This window comes from Terriglobus saanensis SP1PR4, from assembly GCF_000179915.2.
Taxonomy (GTDB): domain Bacteria; phylum Acidobacteriota; class Terriglobia; order Terriglobales; family Acidobacteriaceae; genus Terriglobus; species Terriglobus saanensis.
Map to the genome: position 1 here is coordinate 4,057,885 of NC_014963.1, position 23,119 is coordinate 4,081,003.

12 protein-coding genes are annotated in these 23,119 nt (G+C 55.0%); 4 read left to right on the top strand and 8 right to left on the bottom strand.

Features of this window, described 5'->3' with window-relative positions:
* Positions 1 to 77: 77 nt before the first annotated feature.
* Entirely contained in the window at positions 78 to 1,409 is a 1,332-nt protein-coding gene (gene fucP, locus ACIPR4_RS16660; protein ID WP_013569837.1) for an L-fucose:H+ symporter permease, read from the top strand.
* Here fucP and ACIPR4_RS22590 read toward each other — a convergent pair.
* Positions 1,406 to 3,475 carry an EAL domain-containing protein gene (locus ACIPR4_RS22590; protein ID WP_013569838.1) on the bottom strand — a complete coding sequence of 690 codons (2,070 nt, stop codon included), beginning with the start codon at positions 3,473 to 3,475 and terminating at the stop codon, positions 1,406 to 1,408. The two genes, fucP and ACIPR4_RS22590, sit on opposite strands and share 4 nt — an antisense overlap.
* 376 nt (positions 3,476 to 3,851) lie before the next feature.
* Between ACIPR4_RS22590 and ACIPR4_RS16670 the strand changes: the two genes are divergently transcribed.
* Positions 3,852 to 6,287, top strand: a complete 2,436-nt coding sequence (locus tag ACIPR4_RS16670) for a sensor domain-containing protein (RefSeq protein WP_187290200.1) — start codon at positions 3,852 to 3,854, stop codon at positions 6,285 to 6,287.
* Between the two features lie 22 nt (positions 6,288 to 6,309).
* Here ACIPR4_RS16670 and ACIPR4_RS16675 read toward each other — a convergent pair whose 3' ends face one another.
* Positions 6,310 to 6,786: a YcxB family protein gene (locus ACIPR4_RS16675; protein ID WP_144312465.1), complete on the bottom strand. Its 477-nt coding sequence runs from the start codon at positions 6,784 to 6,786 to the stop codon at positions 6,310 to 6,312.
* Positions 6,787 to 7,211: 425 nt separating this feature from the next.
* Between ACIPR4_RS16675 and bcsA the strand changes: the two genes are divergently transcribed.
* Complete coding sequence (bcsA, locus tag ACIPR4_RS16680) at positions 7,212 to 11,570, top strand: UDP-forming cellulose synthase catalytic subunit (protein WP_013569842.1); 4,359 nt, start codon at positions 7,212 to 7,214, stop codon at positions 11,568 to 11,570.
* On the opposite strand, the gene ACIPR4_RS16685 is transcribed toward bcsA, so the two are convergent.
* Positions 11,567 to 12,679 carry an aldose epimerase family protein gene (locus ACIPR4_RS16685; RefSeq protein WP_041586895.1) on the bottom strand — a complete coding sequence of 371 codons (1,113 nt, stop codon included), beginning with the start codon at positions 12,677 to 12,679 and terminating at the stop codon, positions 11,567 to 11,569. The genes bcsA and ACIPR4_RS16685 overlap by 4 nt on opposite strands.
* A 345-nt stretch (positions 12,680 to 13,024) precedes the next feature.
* Here ACIPR4_RS16685 and ACIPR4_RS16690 point away from each other — a divergent pair, with 345 nt between their 5' ends.
* Positions 13,025 to 13,831, top strand: coding sequence for a proline dehydrogenase family protein (locus tag ACIPR4_RS16690; protein ID WP_245536367.1), 807 nt, complete (start codon positions 13,025 to 13,027; stop codon positions 13,829 to 13,831).
* Positions 13,832 to 13,947: 116 nt separating this feature from the next.
* On the opposite strand, the gene ACIPR4_RS16695 is transcribed toward ACIPR4_RS16690, so the two are convergent.
* The 5 genes from ACIPR4_RS16695 to ACIPR4_RS16715 form a co-directional block, all read right to left on the bottom strand.
* Positions 13,948 to 15,411 (bottom strand): M24 family metallopeptidase, encoded by a 1,464-nt coding sequence (locus ACIPR4_RS16695; protein ID WP_013569845.1) that lies wholly within the window; start codon positions 15,409 to 15,411, stop codon positions 13,948 to 13,950.
* 115 nt (positions 15,412 to 15,526) lie between these two features.
* Positions 15,527 to 17,182, bottom strand: a complete 1,656-nt coding sequence (locus ACIPR4_RS16700; RefSeq protein WP_245536368.1) for an amidohydrolase family protein — start codon at positions 17,180 to 17,182, stop codon at positions 15,527 to 15,529.
* Between the two features lie 72 nt (positions 17,183 to 17,254).
* On the bottom strand, positions 17,255 to 18,904 hold the full coding sequence (locus ACIPR4_RS16705; RefSeq protein WP_013569847.1) for an amidohydrolase family protein: 1,650 nt from the start codon (positions 18,902 to 18,904) through the stop codon (positions 17,255 to 17,257).
* Between the two features lie 78 nt (positions 18,905 to 18,982).
* Positions 18,983 to 21,796, bottom strand: a complete 2,814-nt coding sequence (locus ACIPR4_RS16710) for a TonB-dependent receptor (protein WP_187290201.1) — start codon at positions 21,794 to 21,796, stop codon at positions 18,983 to 18,985.
* A 531-nt stretch (positions 21,797 to 22,327) separates the two neighbouring features.
* Positions 22,328 to 23,056, bottom strand: a complete 729-nt coding sequence (locus tag ACIPR4_RS16715) for a GntR family transcriptional regulator (protein ID WP_013569849.1) — start codon at positions 23,054 to 23,056, stop codon at positions 22,328 to 22,330.
* Positions 23,057 to 23,119: the final 63 nt, after the last annotated feature.

Genomic DNA, 23,119 nt, shown 5'->3' on the forward strand with positions numbered 1-23,119 from the left:
CCAGTGGAACGAACGTCAATACGCTTTATAAGGATCATGAATCAGCTTCCCTCTTGGCTTAGGAGACGACGGACATCATGCAGACGACCACGCACACATCGAATCCGGGCAGCACGAGCGGCGGATCCATCTTTCCCGCCGGACAGACGGCCCTCTTTTGCCTGATCACCGCAGTCTTCTTCTTCTGGGGCATGTCCAATAACCTTAGCGACATTCTGGTACAGCAGTTCAAGAAATCATTCGAACTCTCACTGCTGCAGGCGCAGTTCGTACAGACGGCGGTCTTCCTTGCCTATGGCACCATGGCGATTCCAGCGGCCCTGTTCATGCGCCGTTTTGGATACAAGGCGGGCATCCTTACGGGACTGTGCGTCTTCGCCACAGGCACACTGCTCTTCTGGCCCGCGGCTATTATTGGCCAATACGCGCCATTCCTCGTTGCCCTGTTTGCAGCGGGCTGCGGCCAGTCGATCCTGGAGACGGCCTGCAACCCTTTTATCGCGCAGCTTGGAGACCCCTCCACGAGCGAGCGTCGCCTGAATTTTTCTCAGGCCTTCAATCCACCTGGAACCATTACGGGAGTTCTCGTCGGCGTATGGTTCATCTTTTCCGGGATTGAGAAGAAGTCCGACGAGATTGCCAACATGAAAGCAGCGGGCACATACGTGGCCTATCTGCACTCTGAGACCCTGCGAGTGGTTCCTACGTATGTTGTGCTTGGCACTGTTCTGCTTTTGTTGGCCTTCCTCATCTCGCGTATGAAGTTCCCTGCCCATCTGGACGCGGCCTCGGGCGAGGACCAGGGGAGCTTTGCGGCTCTTCTTCATAGCCCACATCTACTACTCGCGGTCTTCGTGCAGTTCTTCAATATCGGTACGCAGATCGGCGTGTGGAGCACCTTCATCCCGTATCTCAAGGCGTATACCTCCGTCTCTGAAAAAAGTGCGGGGTATCTCCTTACTGGAAACCTGATCGCCTTCGGCCTGGGACGCATCGTCTCCACTCCGTTGATGCGCTTCATCCGGCCCACGCTCATGGTCGGCATCTACGCCACGATCAATATCGTGCTCATGTCCATCTGCATTCTCCACCCTGGTCTTGTGGGCGCCTACTTCATGATCGCGTCGAGCTTTTTTATGTCGATCCTGTTTCCTACCATCTTTGCTTCAGGCGTGAAGGGTCTGGGGCGGAACACGAAGCTCGGCGGAAGCCTGATCGTGATGGCGATCGTGGGAGGAGCGATCATCCCTCCGCTGATGGGGGCGATCTCCCGAAGCACGGGGCATGTCGCGGAAGGATATTGGCTTCCCGCAGGCTGCTTTGCACTCGTTGCCGCCTATGGCTTCTTTGGAGACCGGAGTCGCAATAACGTAGTACTTGAGGACGTTCAAACGGCGGAAGTATTCTAAGAAGGGGAAGCTATCTGCGCTGCGCTGTCCAGCACTTCATTCCTCCTGGGCTGTTTCGGTACGACAACGGGATCTTCGATCCTCTGCAGGACCGTCACCACTCCCTCCACCTCGCCATCCTGGGAGTGAATCGGCACAGCCGACATCTTCACGCGCTTCTTAGGACCGATTCCATGGCAGACTACTTCCACTGGACCGATTTTCTGTCCCTTGAGAGCCATCGCAGAAGGAAGCTGTTCCACGCTCAGTTCGTTCCCCTTGGCATCCATGACCTTGCAGGACACAAGGTCGGACATCTCCGTCTGCTGGGTGTAAACCTCCGGAAAGATACGGTGGGCCTCTGAGTTTGCCTTCGTAACCTTGCCCCCTGGAGCATCGCAAATAACGAGACCGAACGGCACCGCGTCGAAGATTGCCTGGAGCTGGGCTTCACACTTTCGCAGGGCATCCTCGGCATCTTTCTGATCGTGAATGTCTTCCACACCGCCATACCAACAGAGAATCTTTCCGTTTTCATCCAGGCGGGCCTGCGATCGTGCCCGCATCCATCGCCAGAGACCTCCCGGCGCACGCACACGATATTGGGTATCCATGGGTGCACCCGTCGCATAGCCCTGCAAAAGGGTCTCCCGCGTACGTTCAACGTCCTCTGGGTGCAGGGCATCCAGCCATCCATAGCCACGCCACTCCTCGCCCTGCATGCCCGTGAGTCCCGCCCATCCGTGGCTCACCTGGAGCGCTCGACCCTCTGGATCGACGATAAAGGGAACCTGCGGGTTAAGCTCCACCATGTAGCGGAAGTGATCTTCGCTCTCCTGCCTTGCCTGAATGGATTTCTTGAGATCGGTAATATCCTGCGCGGCGATCGACACCCCGATCACCTCGCCTGCTTCGTCGTGCGCGGGCTGATAAGAGACCATCAGCGTGATCTCTCCCTCACCGCCCGGAGCCGGGCGCACTACCTCTACATTGGGAATCGATTCTCCCCGAAGCGCTCGCTCGATAGGGTCACGCACGATCGGATAGAGTTCGGGAAACAGCTCCTTCACCGTTTTGCCGAAATGCTCTTCCACGGGAATACCGTCGATGTCAGCGAATTTCTGATTCAGATTAACGCAGCGCGAGTTCTTGTCCAGAAAGGCCAATGCGACCGGCGATCCGTCAAACACTGCCTGCAGCTGGGCGAGACGCTGTGCGGGTAAACCTTCTTCCCGACCTCGAAAGACCTGTCGCCACGGATTCAACGCCTGCAGTAAGGGTTGTCGTACATGCTCGCCTGCCAGAGCCAAAGCGAGGTTGTCCGAAATAACCGGCTTTCCATAGAGCCATCCCTGGCCGTGGTCACATCCCAGCCACAACAACATCTCGTCCTGCTCGCAGGTCTCTACACCTTCGGCAACCGTAGTCAGGCCCAGGCTTTGCCCCAACCCTACGACTGCGGCCACGATCTTGCGACTCTCTCGGCGCACGGTCATGGATCCGACAAAGCTGCGGTCCACCTTAAGTTCATCAAAAGGCAACGATTGAAGATGGAGCAGGCTGGAATAGCCGGTGCCAAAATCATCCAGCGAGAGTTTGCAGCCCATCTCGTGCAGCTCATTCGCAATGGTCAGGGCATGCTCAATGTTGTCGGTAAGGGCGCTCTCGATGACTTCGATCGTAAGTTGCGATAACGAAAACCGTGTGGATTCTGCGATGCTTGCAATCTGTCTTGGCAGCCTCAGGTCGTGCAGTTGTACGGGAGAAATATTCACCGCCAGCCGAACTGGCACGGGCTGTGCGGCGGCGGCAGTAAAGGCCTGCCCGAGCACGGAATGCATCAGATCGCCGATCCATCCGTCTCTCTCTGCAACCGAGATAAACTCGTTCGGCATAATCATGCCCATTGTGGGATGGTTCCAACGGGCAAGGACTTCGAAACGGTCGACCTCGCCACTGCGCAGGACCACCACAGGCTGGTAATACGGCACGAACTCTCCAAGTGCAAGAGCTCGCTGAGCGTCCGTTGGGGTAAAGAACATGCCCGTGATCTTACGCTGTCCGGAGCGGGTGAGCGCGGCCATCATGGCTTACTTTTCGGATGCCCCCTTGGTAACAAGGCTTCAATTGAAGCCGCGCAGTCACAGACTGCCTACTCTATTCGGTAACGGGCATAGCGCCCGACATATATCACGCAAGCATCTCTTTTCCAGATTCCCTATAAGTGCTATCGACAGACTGAACCTCATCCACCAGAATGTTCCCACGCTTCGAAATTTGCGCAGTCCGGAAAGACATTCAATGCAGAGTTCTTGGCGTTCGGCACGCTTCACCCTCCCCGCTCTGGTAGCGATGGGCGGCCTTGCGGCGGTCGTTAGCTTTTCGTGGGCAGGGGTAACGACAAAAATAGGGTCCGTGCATTTTCTTCGGTATAGATCCTGGTATTTGTGGAATCCTCATTTGGTGGCCCTGCATGTTGTTTCCGATCTGTTAATTTTCCTTTCCTCTATGGCCGTCGCGACGACTTTTGCCGTAATGCGCTTCCGCTACCGCAAAGATATCTTCATGGGAAGCATCTTCATCGCTTTTGGTGCGCTGTTTGCTGCCTGCGGCCTCACCTATCTCATGGATGTGATCTTGTTCTGGAAGCCTCTGTACTCGCTGGCCGGGGATATCAAACTAGTTGCGGCGCTCGCAGCGGTTCTTACAGCGACGATCCTGCCCTTTTTGGCACCGAGACTTGGCAGGCTACTTGCTAAGGCACGTACCTCTAAACAGAACGAACAGTATTTCCTTGCTGTTTCCAATAGCAGCAGCGATTCTTTCTACATCCTGCAGAGCGTCCGGAACGAGGCGAAAAAGATCGTCGACTTCCGTTTCGTCTTCGCCAATAGCAATGGCGCGAGCCTTGTCTCAAGCACACCGGCCAAGCTGGTTGGACAACTTCTTAGCACGATATTTCCTTTTAACCGGACGGACGGTTTTTTCGACCGGTACACGCAAGTCGTTCATTCGGGCATCCCTCTCACGGAAGAGTTTCCCGTGGAAAGTGCAGATGTCAATGCCACGTGGTTAAGGCACCAGATCATCAAGGTAGATGATGGCATTGCGATCACCGCTACCGACATCAGCGCAAAGAAACATGCCGAGATCAAGCTCGGGAAGACCCTTGCTTTCAGCCGATCGTTGATCGATAACTCTCCCTTCCCCATCCTCGCGCTGGAGCTGGACGGCACCATTCGTGAGATCAATCCCGCCGCTGAGCGCATGCTGGAGTACACCAACGAAGAACTGGCCGGAAGGGCTACGCCTCTGATCCTGCATGACCCGGACGAGGTGGCCCGGCGTGCCGCCCATCTGAGCCACGAACTAGGCATGACCGTACTTCCCGACATCTCTGTCTTTACCGTGCATCCCAGCAGAGGTTTGATCGATCGGCAGGAGTGGACCTACATCCGTAAAGGCGGATCTCACGTCATCGTGGAGATCTCCGTAACCGCACTGACCGATGAACTGCAGAAAGTAAATGGCTGGCTCTGCGTCGCCTATGACATTACAGAACGCAAGCACACCGAGGAGTACATCTCTCACCTCGCCCACCACGATTCACTTACCGGACTTCCCTCGCGGGCGCTTCTAAACGACCGTATGGAGCTGGCGCTGAAGCGAGCTCACAGGAACTCCTCCAAAGTAGCGCTCATGATGGTGGACATCGACAACTTTAAGCGTGTCAACGATTCGCTAGGCCATTCTGTCGGAGACAATCTCCTGATCTCTGTTGCGCAACGCCTGCAGCACACCATCCGCGAAACCGACACTGTTGCCCGCATGGGGGGCGACGAATTCATCGTCCTGATCGACGATGTCCGGTCCGACGAAGAGGCCGAAAAGATCGCGGAAAAGCTGGTTGCCGTCATGGCCGCTCCCGTCACCATCAATGGCGAACAGCATCCTATCTCGGCGAGCATTGGCCTGTGCCTCTATCCCGAGGGCGGTGGAGACCTTGACGCACTGCTCAAAAACGCCGACGAAGCCATGTACTTTGCCAAGGCTGAAGGCCGCAACATGTACCAGATCTTCTCGAAGGATATGGCTTCTGCAACAGCGAAGCGTCGCACCATTGAAAACGCCCTCGACTGCGCGCTTAGCCGGAATGAGTTCGACGTGGTTTACCAGCCGCAGATCTCTTTTCAGAGCGGAAAGGTCACGGGCATCGAGGCCCTGATCCGTTGGAACAGCAAGTTGCTCGGCAACGTCACGCCCGCAGAGTTTATCCCCGTCGCGGAGCAGACGGGGTTGATTGTTCCCATTGGGGAATGGGTCCTGCGCACCGCTTGTAAAGATGCGCGGCGGTTGGAAGAAAAGCTAGGCCACGGCCTAACGATCGCAGTGAATCTTTCCCCGCGCCAGTTTCAGCAGGAGAATCTCCCGGAGATCGTCTCCGATGCGCTCGCCGAGAGCGGCCTGGAGCCGAAGCATCTCGAACTCGAAATTACGGAGAACATCCTCGTCAACGATTCGCGCAAAGCCATGCGTGTTCTGGACCGCGTTCGCGCGCTGGGGCCCAGAATCGCGATCGACGACTTCGGTACCGGCTTCTCCAGCATGTCGTACATTCTTCGCTTCAACGTCGACCGCCTGAAGATCGACCAGTCCTTCATTCGGAACATCATGACGGAACCCAATGGAGCGATCACGCGCGCGATCATCTCTCTGGCCAAAGGCCTGAAGATCAACGTAGTCGCTGAGGGCGTAGAAACGGCGGAGATGAGCGAGATTCTGCTGCGCGAAGGCTGCGACGAAGCGCAGGGTTACTTTTACTCAAGGCCAGTCGCTTTTGGTGAAATCGAGGAAGTAATTCATCGCATCAATCTCGATGCTTCTTCAAGAAGACGTTAGTTCCCAAGTAACTTGAAAATAACTACGCTTCCCATACCTCCCGTGCAGGTCTGAGCTTTCGCGCGCATAATCTTCGCATCCGTTGCAGTTGCTCTTCGGTAAATGCTCGCTGAGGAATCGTGTCATGTCCATTGCCTTCGCCATGGATGAGCACAAGGACTTGCTCCCCGACGCGAATACGCTCGAAAGACTTCCACGGACGATCAATGATTTTGGTCGCCCTGTTGCCTTCAAAACTGAAATGCGAAAACCTCACGCCATCTTCGCCTACTTCCATTTCTACGTCTTCCGCCGGAGTAGAAGCCCTGGCTTCAAGGGCACGCTCGTTTCGCCATCGTACAGCTACCATTGCAGCCACAGTCAAACTGGCTAGAAGTAAAAGGACAGGCAACAAGGATCCCCGATACATCGCATCTTTAGACTGGCGGATACTGTGAAGGATGTCGCCGATGGAACCAAGAAGTGGCATCACGATGCATGCCCACACCCAGAGGGACACGGAAGACTTCTTCTGCTTCTCGCGTGAGAGCCGCCGTCCCTCCCGCCACTCTTTCGTGGTCAACGTGTATCGAACGCGCACAACCTTTACCTCCATCCGCAGAGAATGCGGGCAAGTCTAGCTTTGCATTCAGAATACGCAGGAAAATTGGATAGCAGGATGAATGCTTTCGCCTTCTAATATCCCTCGATATTCTTATCGTATCGAACGAATCCTCTCTATAACTTGCCCCAAAGGTGTTACAGATTTGCCCTATCCACGCATGTTAGATTCGATTTCCTAAGGTCTCTGCCGTCGAGACAGATGGTGGTCTCCGCCCCGGTCTTAGGCGATCGCACTAGGACCGGGGCCAGGCATACCTCTTCACGACCCCAGTTGCAGTTTGTGCGATCGCGGCCGATAGACCATAAGAGAAAGTGGGCCAAGTGCACAACAGACCAACGACTCTCGGACTCCCGATCAAGGGCTTTCGCATCCTTGTTTTTGCAGTCGCTACATTCTTTCTCTTCCAATTCATCAGCCTCTTTCTCAGTTGGCAGAAACAAGCCGTGCTGGGTGGCCTGAGTGTAGTACTTGCCATCCTGCTCAACAGGATCAGTAAGTCGCCCGTCGTTACGCTCGCGATGATGTTGCTTTCTCTCGCTGCGACGTTACGCTACGCATGGTGGCGCGTGCATCTCGTCTTCAACTTTTTCACCGACGAGGCGAACAGCCGCATTTCTATCGACTCGTTTCTCATGCTGGTCCTCCTTTCGGCCGAGGCCTACACCATCGGCATCATGGTGCTGGGCTTCATGCAGACCAGCACACCGCTTGCACGCAAGCCGGTACCGTTACCCTCAGACGAAGATCTGTGGCCGCACGTGGATGTTCTGATTCCGACCTACAACGAGACACTCTCTCTCGTACGCTACACGGCACTGGCAGCGATCAACATCGATTACCCACCCGAGAAGCTGCACGTCTACATCCTGGATGATGGCTCGCGCGAAGACTTCCGCCTCTTTTGTGAAGAGGCCGGTGTTGGCTACGTCACGCGTGTGAAACACAATCACGCCAAGGCAGGCAACATCAACCACGCCTTGACGAAGATGGATTCGCCACTCATCACCATCTTCGATTGCGACCACGTACCCACGCGCAGCTTTCTGCAATTCACCGTCGGCTGGTTCCTCGCTGAGAAGAAGCTGGCCATGCTGCAGACGCCTCACTTCTTCTACTCGCCCGACCCCTTCGAACGAAATCTTCTGCAGTACAAGAGCGTGCCAAACGAGGCCGAACTCTTCTACGGCATCATCCAGGACGGCAACGACTTCTGGAATGCGACCTTCTTCTGCGGTTCCTGCGCCGTGATTCGTCGTACGGCTTTAAACGAAGTCGGCGGCATCGCGACGGAGACCGTCACCGAAGACGCGCATACCTCTCTGCGCATGCAGAAGCTTGGCTGGAACACTGCCTACATCAACGTGGCACAGGCCGCAGGCCTCGCCACGGAGACGCTCTCGGCCCACGTAGGCCAGCGCGTACGCTGGGCGCGTGGCATGATTCAAATTCTCCGCACGGACAATCCTCTGCTCGGCAGCGGCATGAAAATCTCGCAACGTCTCTGCTATTTCAACGCCATGATGCACTTCATGTACGCCGTTCCTCGCCTGATCTTCCTTCTGGCTCCCCTGGCTTACATGCTCTTTGGCCGGACGATCATTCCAGGCTACTGGCTAGCCATCCTTGCCTATGCCCTACCTCATCTCACAGTTTCTAATCTGACCAACTCACGCGTGCAAGGCAGACACCGTCACTCGTTCTGGAATGAGATCTACGAGACCGTACTCGCTCCTTACATCCTGCTTCCTACGATCCTCGCGCTCATCAATCCAAAGCTCGGCAGCTTCAACGTGACGGACAAGGGAACGACGCTCAGCGAGACCAAGTTCGACCGCAAGATTGCAGCGCCCACTACGTGGCTACTCGGGATCAACCTGCTTGGTGTCCTCGCTGCGCCTTACCGTCTCTTCGTTCTCGACCCCCAACACCCCGGCGTTATCCTGAGCAACCTTCTCTGGATCCTCTTCAATATGGTCATCCTGGGCGTTGCGGCGGCCGTGGCGCATGAGCAGCAGCAGCGTCGTTCTTCCGTGCGTATCCCCGTAAAGATTGGTGTCACGGCACGCTTCCCCGATGGACGACAGATCTCCGGGCTTACCAGCGATATGTCTGTAGGCGGAGCTTCCATCTCCCTGAACCTGGGGACGGAAGAGGTGCGGAAGGGCGATGCTGTCCTCGTCTCCTTTCCTGTGCAGACGGGCGATGCCGAAATACGATCGATCGTGGCAGGAACGTTCCGCGGTGAAATCCGACTGCAGTTCGCCGATCTCACCATTGCGGAACAGGAGACGCTGACGCGCGCGCTCTACTCGCGCGCGGATTCATGGATCTCCGGTCGCGACAACATCGAAGACGATCGCCCGCTGGTCAGCCTCGGTCGTGTTATTCGCCTCTCCTTCACCGGCTTCCGACAGGTCCTCCTCGGTCTTCTGCCCAAACGCGCAGCCACTGCACAACCTGCCGCGCGTGCGGCGAGCGCCGTTCTTCCTCTGCTCTTGCTCGCTTTGTTGGGTACGGGATTTACCGCGCGCGCACAGGCCGTAGCGAATCTGCCAGCCGCACTTCCGGAAGTCGCCACCACAAAGATCACGTTGAAGGACATGGGCGTTCAGCGCTCCGCCGACATGCACGGACCGCACTCTTACTACACCGTGCACTTTGTTCTTCCTCATACGCAGGTCCCCAACAAGGCGACGCTCAAGCTGACGTATCACTTCAATCGCGCCCTGGCTGCGCACTCTGGCGCACTCCAGATGCGTTTGAACAATAATGCTCTGAGTGCTCTCTCCAACTCGGATGTCGCGCAGGGAGAGAACGAGTGGTCGGTTGCAGAGATCGCTGTTCCCTCCGAGTTCCTGGTACGCGACAACGAACTTACCTTTGAGTTCAATGGCAACGCCGTTCTCCGCACGGGCGATCGAGCAAAGCAGATGGTCCTTGCAAGCATCGGGGACTCTTCCGTTCTTGAAGTCGAAGGCACACCTATTCCCTTCAAGAATGACCTGAGCCTGCTTCCGCTTCCGCTCTTCGACAGCGATCTGCAGACCGCCACCACCATTCCCTTCGTCTTTCTGGCACCGCCGAATCTTAAGACCCTTCAGGCCGCTGGCGTGGTTGCGTCCTGGTTTGGCGTACTCGGCAGTGCAAAGCCTGTCCGCTTCTCCGTCTCAGTCGGAGATATCCCACGCGGCAATGTGGTGATCTTTGCGAACAAAGACGGTGGCTCACTCGGCCTACCCAGTGGAGCCACACTCGCCATCAAGACGAATCCCTCTGATCCTTCGGGAAGCGCTTTGATTCTTTCGGGAGACAGTGACGACCAGATTCTCAACGTGGCTCGCTCGCTTGCTATGCGCAAAGGCGGCGTTCTGTCGACTACAGGTGGCGCTCTACCGCAGGGCGATACCCTCAACTTTTCCAGCTTCTCCCTTCCAGAAGAGCGCAAGGTCGATGACGCTCCACGATGGATGCCGACCGATCGGCTCGTCTCGCTTTGGAACTATAGCTCGCAAGCGGAGATGCAGGGCGACGGTTCCAAACCCCTCCCCACGTACTTCCGTGTTCCACCGGATCTCTACTTCGGCGAAAAGCAGAACCTGCCGCTGCATGTGAATTATCGCTACAACGCGAGCGCGGTCGCGGACGGCTCTGCCCTGCGCGTCTTCATCAACGGCGTTCTCATCAACGAAGCTCCTTTGCAGCCCGGGCACGGCATCATCGACAAACGCAGAGAAGTCATTCTTCCTGTAGTGAACATGCGTCCGTTCGCGAATACCATGCTCTTCAACTTCGACTTCACGCCCTCGCCTTCCAACAGCGCAACCAAGGCTGCACTCCAGGGCGCGATCCTTCACGACTCTTCGCTGGATATCCGCGGCGTGGATCACTGGGCGCGCCTTCCCGATCTTGAACTCTTTGCGAACGCGGGTTTCCCCTTCACGCAGCTCGCCGACCTTGGGCGCACTGTGGTCGTCCTCCCAGTACAGCCCACGAAACAGGAGATCGTCCTCTTTCTTCAACTAATGGGTCACTGTGGCACGCAGACCGGTTATCCCGCGTTGCGTGTTCAGGTAGCTGGCCCCGGTGATGTCGTACAGGACTCCTACGACTATCTCGTTCTTGGAACCGTAGCGAACCAGCCCGCCTTCTCCGTGCTCGAAGAGAACCTCCCGGTTCTCTTCGACGGCACGAGCATCCACTTGCAACAGCAGTCCAACTTTGTTACGCGCCTGCAGCAAATGTGGCACAGATTAATCAACGGCAGCAGCTCCGAGCCGCAGATCGGTTCAGACACCAGCATGCCTAGTGCGATCGTAGAAGGAATCGAATCCCCCTATGCGCACGGTCGAAGCCTGGTCGTCCTTGCGCTGCGGGATGACAATGCGGTCGACGACTTCGTCAAGACTTTCCTCGACCGTTCGCAATCGAGCGACCTCTCGCAAACCGTGAGCCTGCTGCGCAACAAGAAGTTTCTCTCGTACACCGTGGCCACGCCCATCTATCACACGGGCGATATCTCTCGTTATAAGGTGATGCGCATCTGGCTGACGGAGTACTTCTGGCTCCTGCTCGTCGTTGTCTTCATCTTCAGCCTAATCCTCGCCCGCTGGACTCGCGCATATCTTGTACAGCGTGGAGAGCTCCGCCTGCAACACGATGAGGTTACCCAGGGCCTCTAAAGGCCCCTGGGCGCAACGCCGAAGACAAACACGGTCGTGGAGCGGAATGTCTGTCCGGGCAAGAGCTGTGTCGATGGAAAATTTGCGTGGTTGGGCGAATCCGGAAAGTGCTGGGTCTCCAGGCAAAACCCGGCATGCTTCGCATACATCGTTCCCGCATACCCTTTCGCTGTCCCATTTAGAGAGTTGCCAGAGTAGAACTGCACACCCGGTTCCGTTGTGAGCACCGTAAGTGTGCGTCCGCTCTCAGGGTCGAGCGCGACGGCCGCTTTGTGTAGTTCGTATACACCACGGATGAGCACAAAGTTATGGTCGTATCCGCCACCACGCTTCAGTTGCTCGTTGGGTACATTGATTCGGTCTCCTATGCTCGTGACCTCACGGAAGTCAAAGGGCGTGCCCTTCACACTCTGCAAGATGCCTGTAGGAATCAGCGCGGCGTCCACTGGCGTAAAGCTATCCGCATTGATCACAAGACGTTGTTGCAGCACATCTCCACTGGCCTCTCCACGCAGATTGAAGTAGGTGTGGTTGGTAAGATTCAGGACCGTCAGCTTGTTCGTGCTCGCTGTGTAGTCAATGCGCAGACTCTTGCCACTCAGCGTGTATCGGACATGGACGAGAAGTGCCCCGGGAAATCCCATATCTCCATCAGGACTCATCAGGGTGAACTCAACACGATCGTCTCCCATGGCATGCGCCTGCCATACCCTGGTACTGAAGCCTCGCGGTCCACCATGTAATGCGTTGCCGTAGTTATTGATCGGAACCTGGTAGCCCTTACCTTGAAGCTGAAAAGTCCCTTTGGCGATGCGGTTTCCATAGCGACCCACGATTGCACCGAGGTAGTCTTTGGGATTCGACGTATACGCAGCCAGGTTGTTGTGACCCAACGCCACATTGGCCCTGACGCCCTTCCTATCCGGTGCTTCGATCGACACAATACGCGCGCCATAATTGGTTAGCTGCACGCGCAGATCACTATTGCTCAGTACGAAAAGACTTACCTTCTGACCGTCAGCCGTACTTCCCCAGCTACTTTGCTGAACTGCCGCGTGCACTAAAAATGTCTGAAGAAAAATTGCAAGGAACATAGACTTCCGCTTCATCGGGCCTCTTCCATCCTTCGTCAGCATTCTACGCAGATGTTCCTATTCTTCATCGCCTGAAATAGAGCACGGTGATTTCTTCCCCCATGAACAGTTCGTGCATTCCATCGGCCTCATATAAACGACAGTCAGATGGAATCTCCTTTCCGAGGCATCTTTATACAAGAGAGAAATATTCGCTCGATATTGGTGTACTACTTTGTATTTTTTTACGTATACAATTGCATCATGAACTTGTTTCGCGACGCGTTTATTTCCCTTTCTGAATCCAAATCCCTTCGCCATTTCGCAGAGAACTCAACCCTGGCGCGAAAGGTCTCTGGGCGCTTCGTCGCCGGCGTCAGCTTGTCCGAAGCCCTTGCTGCCTGCCAGGAAGAGAATCGTCACGGACGCTCGGTCACGCTGGATGCTCTTGGGGAAAACGTACAAAGTGAAGCACACGCACAAGCCACGGCCGCCATTTATCACCTGATGCTGGACCGCATCGCCGAAATGGGGTTGGACGCGAACGTGTCGCTCAAACTGACGCAGATGGGGATGGATCTTGGTGTTGACGTGGCCGAGTCAATCGTGAAAAGCCTCTCCGAGCATGCATGCGCTCTCAATAACTTTGTCCGTGTAGATATGGAGGGAAGTTCCTACACCGAGGACACGATTGGCATCGTGACTCGCCTGCACGGTGCGCCCGCGATTGGAGATAGTGTCGGAGTCGTCGTACAGTCTTATCTCTTCCGCACAGAGGAAGACATCGATCACCTCATCGCAAATGGTATTCGCGTGCGGCTATGCAAAGGAGCCTACAAGGAGACGGAGAATATTGCTTTCGCGGCAAAGGGCGATGTCGACGCCAACTATGTGAAGCTGATGAAGCGTCTGCTTACCTCCGGAATCTTTCATGGCCTCGCAACGCATGACGAATCCATCATTCACCAGGCGCAGGCTTTCGTGAAAGAGCAAGGCATCGATCCTTCCGGCTTTGAGTTCCAGATGCTTTACGGTATTCGGCGAGATCTTCAGGACTCTCTGGTGAAACAGGGTTATCGCGTCCGTGTGTACGTTCCGTTTGGTGGAGAATGGTATCCCTACTTCATGCGTCGACTCGCAGAGCGTCCGGCGAATGCGCTCTTCATCGCGAGAAACTTGTTTCGCTAGGGCGCGAAGTCCGCCCACCGGCCCGCCTGAGATTGTCTCCGGCGGGCCACCTTTTTTGCGAAAAAGATAGGCGGACTCGATCGAGTCCGCCCATCTAAGAAATGCATCTTTAATAGCTAAAGCTTGATCCAGAGATACTCTTTTGAGTAAGGAACCATACTCATCCGGTAGCCCGAATGGACACCGGTAACGATCGTATCTGACCAATTAAATCCAACCTTCTTCTCCGAATCATAGAGACCAGGCTCTTCCGAAAAGCACATTGTCTTCTTCAAAATTGTTTCGTCACCGAGAGCGATGTAGGGTGGCTGATGACCTTCAGATCCCTCCCCGTGGCCGGGACGATGGTAGATATATTTCGCACATCCCTGCTCCACCTGATACTTGAGAATCTTCTCGGCCACACTTTGACAGGAAGACCCTTCTTTTTGAAGTTCCATCTGCATATCGCAGGAATGCTCGGAGACCTCCCATAACTTGCCCATGTGCGGATCGAATTTACCAGCGGAGTCGGCCGTGATGAACATACGGTAACCTTCTCCACCAAAGCCACCGACACGACATCCACCGCTAATTTGAATGGGTTGATTCTTTTCGATCTTATGAAAGTAAGGCTGGTTGGGATGGGGATACGACGTCACTGAGCCTGCCCTGCAGGAGTAGTGCATACTCGCACCAACGCCGTAGTTTGCTTCGCCGTCATGTAGATCGAGGTCTTTATATAACAACATGGAGGCGTACATCGTCGTTGCAGCACTTACTTCCATATCGTAAATATCTGTGCCGTGCGTGAGGATATAGTCGCGGGCAAAGGCGTGGCCGCGATCGTAATAGGCATACGCGCGACGCCAGAGGGCCAACTCCTCGGGCGATTTGAGTTCGCGCATCTTGAGAAGATCCGGGGCAATATTTACGACCTCTACACCAGGAAATATCTTCGCGACCTTCGCAAGTTCGGAAGGATAAAGTTCTCCATCGATTCCAAGCTTCTTTCCCTGCAAGCCATGCTTCTTGATGCCTTCCAGCGCATATAAGAAAAGATCATTGGATGGCCCAACAGAGACCTTTCCTTCAAAGGGATAGACGCCACGCGCATCGGGATAGTCGTAGTAACAAAGACCATCGCCCCACCACCAGCTTTTTACGATGTCGCGATCGAGCCCAGGATAGAGATACCAGGGATTTTCGTCGTCTTTGTTCATGAAGGTCGCCTGTGGGCGCTCCGTCTCAACATGGTAGTAGCCGATGAGATACGAGACGTTGAGCACATTGCGAAGCATGAAGCATTCGATCCCGCGTTCTGCGAGGATGCCTTTGAATGTTTGCACCTTGGCTTTGTACCAGCTCAAGGGCAGACGGTCGTAGGTTGCCGGAGCGGGTGGAGCGTCCACTCCCGTTGGAGGAGTAAGAAGCATCTTTTCGCTCGGCCCTCCGGCCTGTGAAAACAACAGGGACTCCAACGATGGCTTGCCGTGATCCGCGGTCGATTGCATGGAAGCAACCGCGTCCACCCGTCCAAGGAAACCGGCCCCAAACAAAGCAGCGGTGCCTTTCGTCATAATTTGTCTGCGTGTTTGCATTTGATCTTCTCCTGGAAGTGATGTCCTACGGATGCAAGTGCGAGAGACTGGTACTGCCGATTGAGGTTGAAAGTCGAGGGGCTTATTTCTTCAGCCGCCCCTTTTCTCTTGGTTTCTAGAGGTCTTCGGGCATGACGCCGCCTACACCCTGGCGAACCACGGGCTTCCCTTTGCGCTCTTTCTTCTGTTTTTCGACCATCGCTGCAACGTCGGCAAGTAGCTTGCTGGGCTCATAGATGATGCCGTCTTTGACGACATACTTGATGCCTCCCACGCGCTCTACTTTGCCGGTGACATCATTGAGCTTCATCCAACCTGTGCCATAGAAGACTTTCAGGTTTTCAAGCGGATTCTGATCGACGATCACCATGTCGGCCAGTGTGCCTGGGCGAATGATTCCGAAATCAACAGTCGTCTGCTTTGGACTCTGAAGTTCTTCTGCGCCATAAAGTGTTGCGGAACGGATAACTTCTAACGGTGTAAGCCCCGCCTCACGCAGCAGTTCCATCTCTTCGATGTAACTGAAGCCGAAGTCCTGATAGATATAACCAGCGTCTGTACCGACGGTGATATGTCCACCCATTTGGTTGTAGTCCTTCAACATCTGTCCCCAGACGCGGTAGTAGTTCTTGAAGGCGTACTCATCCTCGGTCGTCCAGTAGTACCAATACGAGCCATGATTACTGCGGTTGGGCTGGTAATAGTCCCACAGGGAAGGCAACGTGTACCTATCGTGCCATTCGGCGGTATAGGCGCGCATCAGATCACGCCCCGCGGAGTAAATGACCATGGTGGGGTTCATCACGGCGTTGTGGGCCTTAAGGTCCGTCAGAAAGTCTTTCCACTCCGGACTTCCCTGCGGATGGATCTTGTCCCAGTTACGCGCTACCTGACCAAAGCGCATGTACTCATCTGAGTAGTTCTGCGTGAAGGGATAGTCCTGCACGGATGTATCTTTGAGCAGGGACTCAAAGAGTCCATAGCTATGCGTGATCGTGCGCAGTCCCATATCGACGGCGATGCGTGCGGTCATACGCGGCGCAGTCGTCTGACTGATGTGATCGAGCGATCCGAGATGCTTCTTCTTCGCTTCGTCCAGAAGAGCTTCGACGATCTCCGGATCTCCACCATGAAGCTTCAAGCCGTCGACGCCCTTGGCAGCAACGAAGTCCACCCATTGACGCGCCATCTCTGGAGTGACTGGGAGTTGTGGCTTCCAACCATCGCCGGAGAACTCGGATTGATAAACATAAAGACGTGGCGCTACAATTTCGTTCTTTGCAGAGCGTTCCCGCTCCTTCAGTGCCCAGTCGAGTGGGCCTGCTGGCACGCCGCGTACCGTGGTAACACCATGTGCCAGCCATAGCTTATTGCAGTATTCCGCTTCAGGCGCCTTCTGTGGAGAGCCATAGTGAATGTGATTATCGACGAAGCCTGGCATAAGATACATGCCTGTTCCGTCAATCTCATGATCGCCTTTTGCCGGGCGACGCTTCGGATCGATCGGCACATGCGGCGCACCTACGTTCACCACGTCGACAATCTTGTTGTGTTCCACTACGACGTCCATTGGTCCCATCGGAGCCGCGCCGGTTCCGTCGATGACCGTGACCCCGCGAATGATGAGCCGCGCATAAGGTCCGACGCCTTCACCCGGCTTGCGGTTGGGGGCGGAGACGATGACGGGGCGCGCGTCCTTTTGAGCCTTCGACCGGACGCTAAATAGGGAGATAGAAAAACAGGTAATCACAGCGAGTTTTCGCTTCATCATCAGCATCAATCCACGTCTCTTTCTTGTCTCTAAAAAGTAAGGCCAGGACATTTTGTCCTGACCCTCATTGCTCTATGGCATCACTACGGGAACGCCCTGGCGGATGACTGTTTTACCCTTATATTCTTTCTTCTGCTTGTCCACCATGGCGGCGACGTCCGCAAGCAGTTTCTTTGGCTCATAGACGATGCCGTCCTTCACGACATACTTGATGCCGCCCACGCGCTCCACTTTGCCAGTGTCGTCGTTGAGCTTCATCCAGCCGTCGCCGTAGAGCACCTTCAGGTTTTCCAACGGATTCTGATCGACGATCACCATGTCCGCGAACTTGCCGGGGCGGATAATGCCGAAGTCCACCGTGGTCTGCTTGGGGCTCTGCAACTCCTCCGCACCGTAAAGCGTAGCGGAACGAATAACCTCCAGGGGAGAGAGCCCCGCTTCACGCAATAGCTCCAACTCCTCGATGAAAGCAAAGCCGTACGTCTGATAGATGAAGCCGGCGTCCGTACCCGTGGTGACGTGGCCGCCCATCTGGTTATAGTCCTTAATCATGTTGCCCCAGACGCGGTAGTAGTTCTTGTAGGCGTACTCGTCCTCGGTCGTCCAGTAGTACCAGATAGAACCGTGATGGCTGCGATCCGGCTGATAGTAATCCATCAACGAAGGCAAGGTGTACTTGTCATGCCATTCGGAGGTGTAGGCGCGCATCAGATCACGACCGGCCGAGTAGATCACCATGGTCGGATTCATAACAGCGTTGTGCGCTTTCAAATCCAGAAGGAAGGCATTCCATTCGTCACTGCCCCGCGGATAGATCTTGTCCCAATTACGGGCGACCTGGCCAAAGCGCATGTACTCATCGGAGTAGTTCTGATTCAGGGGGTAGTCCTGAACCGAAGTGTCTTTGAGCAGAGACTCAAACAAGCCATAACTATGTGTGACTGTGCGAAGACCGAGGTCGACTGCGATGCGAGCAGTAAGACGCGGCTCACTCTCCTGGCCGAGATGCGCAAGAGAGCCCATCTTGTTCTTCTTTCCCTCATCCAAAATGGCTTCGACAACATCCGGATCTCCGCCGAAGAGCTTGATGCCATCGGCGCCCTTGGCTGCAAGAAAGCGAACCCACTCGCGTCCAAGTTCTGGAGTAAGGACAGGATTCGCCTTCCATCCATCGCCCGTAAATGCGGGCTGATAGACGAAGATACGTGGAGCCACCGTCTCATCCTTCGCCGAACGCTCGCGCTCATGGAGAGCCCAGTCCAGAGGACCCGCAGGTACGCCGCGCACTGTCGTAACTCCATGGGCAAGCCATAACTTGTTGACATACTCCGCGGTGCCAGCCTTGTTGGGGTCGCCGTAGTGCGTGTGGGTATCGACGAAGCCGGGCATCAAATACATACCTGTTCCGTCGATCTCATGGGCCGTCTTCGCAGGCCTGCGCTTTTCATCTATGGGGACGTGCGGTGCACCTACGTTCACTACATCGACGATCTTGTTGTGCTCCACTACAACGTCCATCGGTCCCATCGGAGCAGCACCGGTGCCATCAATCACAGTGACGCCCCGGATGATCAGCTTGTCATACGGCCCCTGACCCTCGTCAGGTCTGCGGTCAGGCGCGGGTACGAGTGCACCTGGCTTTTGCGCTTCCATCTCTTGTGTGCCTGTAACAACGGCTGCCGTGATCGCAAATACTGCCATCCATCTTTGAACTCGAAACATTTGTATCCCTCTCCAGTTACATTCATTTGCGCAGCGATATGGAATTAGCACGAAGTAAGTTCTTGTCTGAAAATGTGTTTAGAACAAGAACTGTATTCCTACCTTGAAGAGTCGTGGTGGCAATACTGCGGTGGGATTTCGTGCGAGTGCGGCGCTGTTGTAGCTCTGATTGACCGTTTGCACAGCGGCGGAGTTATTCAGGTTATAGACATCGAACTCTGGCTTGAAAGTGTAGCGGTCGCGCCACTTGATGTTGTTGGACAAACGCATATCCAAAAGGTTGAAGTCGGGCAGACGATTGGCTCCGGCGGGTGCTACAGTAACCGACTGCGTGGTCTGATTGAGTGTCGTTCCGAGAATGGCCGTCGTATACGAATAGGTCATTGCATAGGGAAAACCAGTGGCGTGCTGGAAATTGCCAGACAGTTCAAATCCTTTAGGCAACTGGTAGACCGAGGCCAGCTTGAGCTGAACGGGCGTGTCATAGGACAACACACTGGTCCGGTTGATGTTGTTGTTTGGATTGTTGAGATCGTCCAATGTCGTGCCTACGTCGCCTGTGGTCGCACCGCGCAGGCGGCTGAATGTCACACCGCCGTTGACCAGCCAATGATGCGACATCGACTTCTGGACGTTTACATCGATACCGCGATATTCGAAGTTCAGCAGAGGCGAATTCATGAGCCGATAGTTGACCAGTCCCTTGGTAGCGAGGGACTGGTTGAAAATCGTGAACGTGCCGCCTGCCGGATTAGTCGTTGCAATGGGTGTATAGCCAGACGTAGGCACAGCGTCGTTGAAACGGCCAATCTGATCGCTGGTAGAACGATGCCATCCACTCACAGACAGCACTATGCCATATGGAAGGCGTTGATCTACTCCAAGCGATTGTTCCCAGCTGTTGGGACGACGGACGGCTGGATCTAACTTAGTGGTGGCGCCTCCAGTGAGACCATTGGATGCCCCAGGGTCAAACTCATTTCGACTGTCACCTGTTCCATAAAAATCTGGGATACCATTACCGTTGCTGTCTGCTTTCCAGACGACCGAGGCATTCGAAAACCCAAGAGGATTTACAGCGGTAACGACGTTCATGGCGACGCCTTGCATGTACTTGCTCAGACTTGCCTTAATTACAGTCGTCCCGCGTCCAGTGATGTCCCACGATACTCCGAGGCGCGGGGTGAAGTTCTTCCAGTTCGGCACATTGTCCACGGCGGCGGTGGTCTTGGGATACGAGGTGAAGAACCTTCCCTGATCGGCATGCTGAGCGGGAATATAGCCATGGAGAAATTCCCAACGAAGACCGAGGTCGAAGGTAAGACGGTTTGCGATCTTCCAGTTATCCTGGCCGTAGAAGGCAAGCATGTCCAGATTATTGGTCTGTTGATTGATGGGTGTGTTGTAGAGCGTTACCGTTGAGACCTTGCCGTTGATCATGACGCCCTGCAGATCGCCGTTCGCTTTGTAAATCTGCGCGTAGTAGTCATGGCTGAACTCGGCACCGAACTTGATGCTGTGCGTGCCAAATCCGCGGTTGATCACGGTTGAGGCCGAGGTATCGAGCGCGAGCCGCCAAGTCGGATTCACATAGCTATAGGGGGCAGCATTGATCAAGGTGGACAGTGCAGAATCCGTGATCGAGATATCCGTTGCAACCACGTCTTTCTGGTAGCGCTGCGGGTACTTGAGATGCATGAAACCTACACCCGAATCAATGACCCATTTTGAAGTCGGCATATAGATCCACTTCAAAATGGAGGTGCTGCCCGGCTGATTCTGCAACCAGGAAGCTTTATCCGTGGTGAAGTAAGGTGGCGAGTTACGGCGATGGTACCGATTCTTCTGATTGCGGCTATACATCGCCGACAATTTGTTCTTCGGGTTGAGCTGATAGCTGAACTTCACCATCTCGTTTGCAATCAGGTTGTCATTGATCGCCGACGTAGCATCCGGATTGAAGGCGCCGGAAACAATGTTATTCACCTTCCACCAACGGAACGATCCAAACCACCAGAGCTTATCTCGCAGAAGTGGACCGCCGATCTGGCCGTTGTAGTCGTAGTTGATCGTGATCGGATTTCCCAGTTCAAGGGAAGGATTGGTCTGCTGCGATGCCGTCACGTTCTTCAGCAGCAGCGCACGAAGTGAGCCATTGCCGATGTTGTCCGACTGCATCCCTTTGCCAGCACCATTCGCAAAGATGGTTCCGTGAATCTGGTTTCCACCATCCTTCGTGACCATGTTCATGTACACACCGCTCTGACCGATCTCGGCCGGCAACGCGCCAATGCGATAGTTGATCTCCTGGAACATACCCTGGTCGTAGTAGATAGCCGTCGACCCGCCACCACTTCCAGGCCAGTTCACGTTGACTCCGTCAATCATGAAGCGCTGATCAGCGACGGTCGATCCATGCACGACCATCGTGGACGCCTGCATGCCTGTCGAGCCACCCACATCGCGGCCGCTGGGCATGACGGAAGGAACCAGGTTGGCTTCGGCCCATGGGCTTCGCCCCGCGGGAATGCCTTCCAGAAGCTGCTGACCGAGCACGGCTTGACTGGCAACATTCTCGGTGTCGATTGAGACCGCGGAGCCGTTGACTACGATCTCTTCCGTAACACTACCCGTCGCCAGCTTCGAGTCTGCTGTCACCGTCACGGCAGAATTTACGGTGATATTCGTAGTGACATACACGCTGTAGCCCGGAGACTCCACACGCAGGGTGTACGTGCCGGGGGCGAGTTCAAGAAACTTATAAAACCCTTCCGCGTCCGCCGCCATCACGCGCTTTCCGGTGATCAATGCTGGGCTGGCGACAGTGACCGTCGCGCCAGGAATAGCCGCTCCAGTGCTGTCGACCGCAGTACCCTGAATTGTTCCAGTCAATGTCTGTGCTGAACCCTGCACCGTGAGGTAACAGAGAAAAAGCAGAAGACAGCAAATGGTGCGCAGTTTTCGTACAAGTGGAAAAGCAAAGTCACAGAAATGGCGGGAAGCCCGAGAAAAAGGGTGCATGAGTGTCTCCAAAAAGAATGTCGGGATACTTCTCTTCTATCCGTGACCTGGTGAGGGTGCGTCGCGGCCTTCTTGAGCGCTTAAAAATTTAACAAGTCATGAGGCTGGAAAAACGGAACCATTGCTACGCGTGCTGCCACAGACTTCCCTTGCGGGAAGCGGGTTACATTGAGCCGACTAAACGTGAAGCTGTCGAATATGGTTCTGCCTCGCCGAGACTATCGGCGGAGAGGTGACTGGAAGGCAGTGTTGATATACGCATCAGGCCACAACATCCCGCTCCAAGTCAAGCATTTTTGCATGCCATAGCGGTTATTTTTTTGCGTACGATTTTGTATTCATTCGAATAGCGCAAGAAAAAGAGCCCGTTTATGGGCTCTTTCATCGGTTATAAGCATTTTTTTACCAGGAACCACGCTCCCCAAAGAGGTCAATTAGTTGATGAATCCGCTCTGCGCCGTGTTTCCAGTTATTCGATAACGCCCGCTCGGTGGCCTTCATATTTCCGGAAGCGATGGCCGCGATAATCTCTTCGTGCTCTGACACCGAATGATGGAGGTCCTGAATGATCGTGTGCGCGTAGAGCCGCCAGTAGCGCTCGATCTGCGGCTTCATCATCTTGTGCAGCACCAGCAGACGTGGGCCTGCACTTGCCGCAACGATCTCATGATGAAAACGCGTATCGATCTCAAACACCAGACGAAGTTCCACCTTCTTCGTCACAGCTATACCGCCAAGGCGCTGATTAAGCTCCTGCAACGTCTTGCAGAGCTCGCCCCGCTTCTCCTCACTCAGCGAAGCAGTCAGCGCACCAGCCATCCCTTCGATATTGCCCACAATCATGTACAGCTCATGGGCATCTTCCTTGGTCAGCGGCGAGATGCGCAGGCGGGACTTCTTCCCACCTCGCTGTTCCGTAATAAAGCCTTCCCGCTGGAGAAGCTGGAGAGCGCCTCGAATCGGGGTTCGGCTGAGACCGAGACGTTCGGCCAGTTCGGCTTCCACGACCCATGAACCAGGCGAAATCTGGCCTTGCACAATCAATTCCCTGAGTTTCAAGAAGGCTGAAGTCACGCTGTCCCGCTTCGGCTCGCGTTCGGTCTTTTTGACGAGTGGGGCAGAGGCTTTCATTAGTTCTTCCCTTCAGGCACATCTGCGGTCGGCGTCGCCGACGCATGGCTGATTATTCACAGC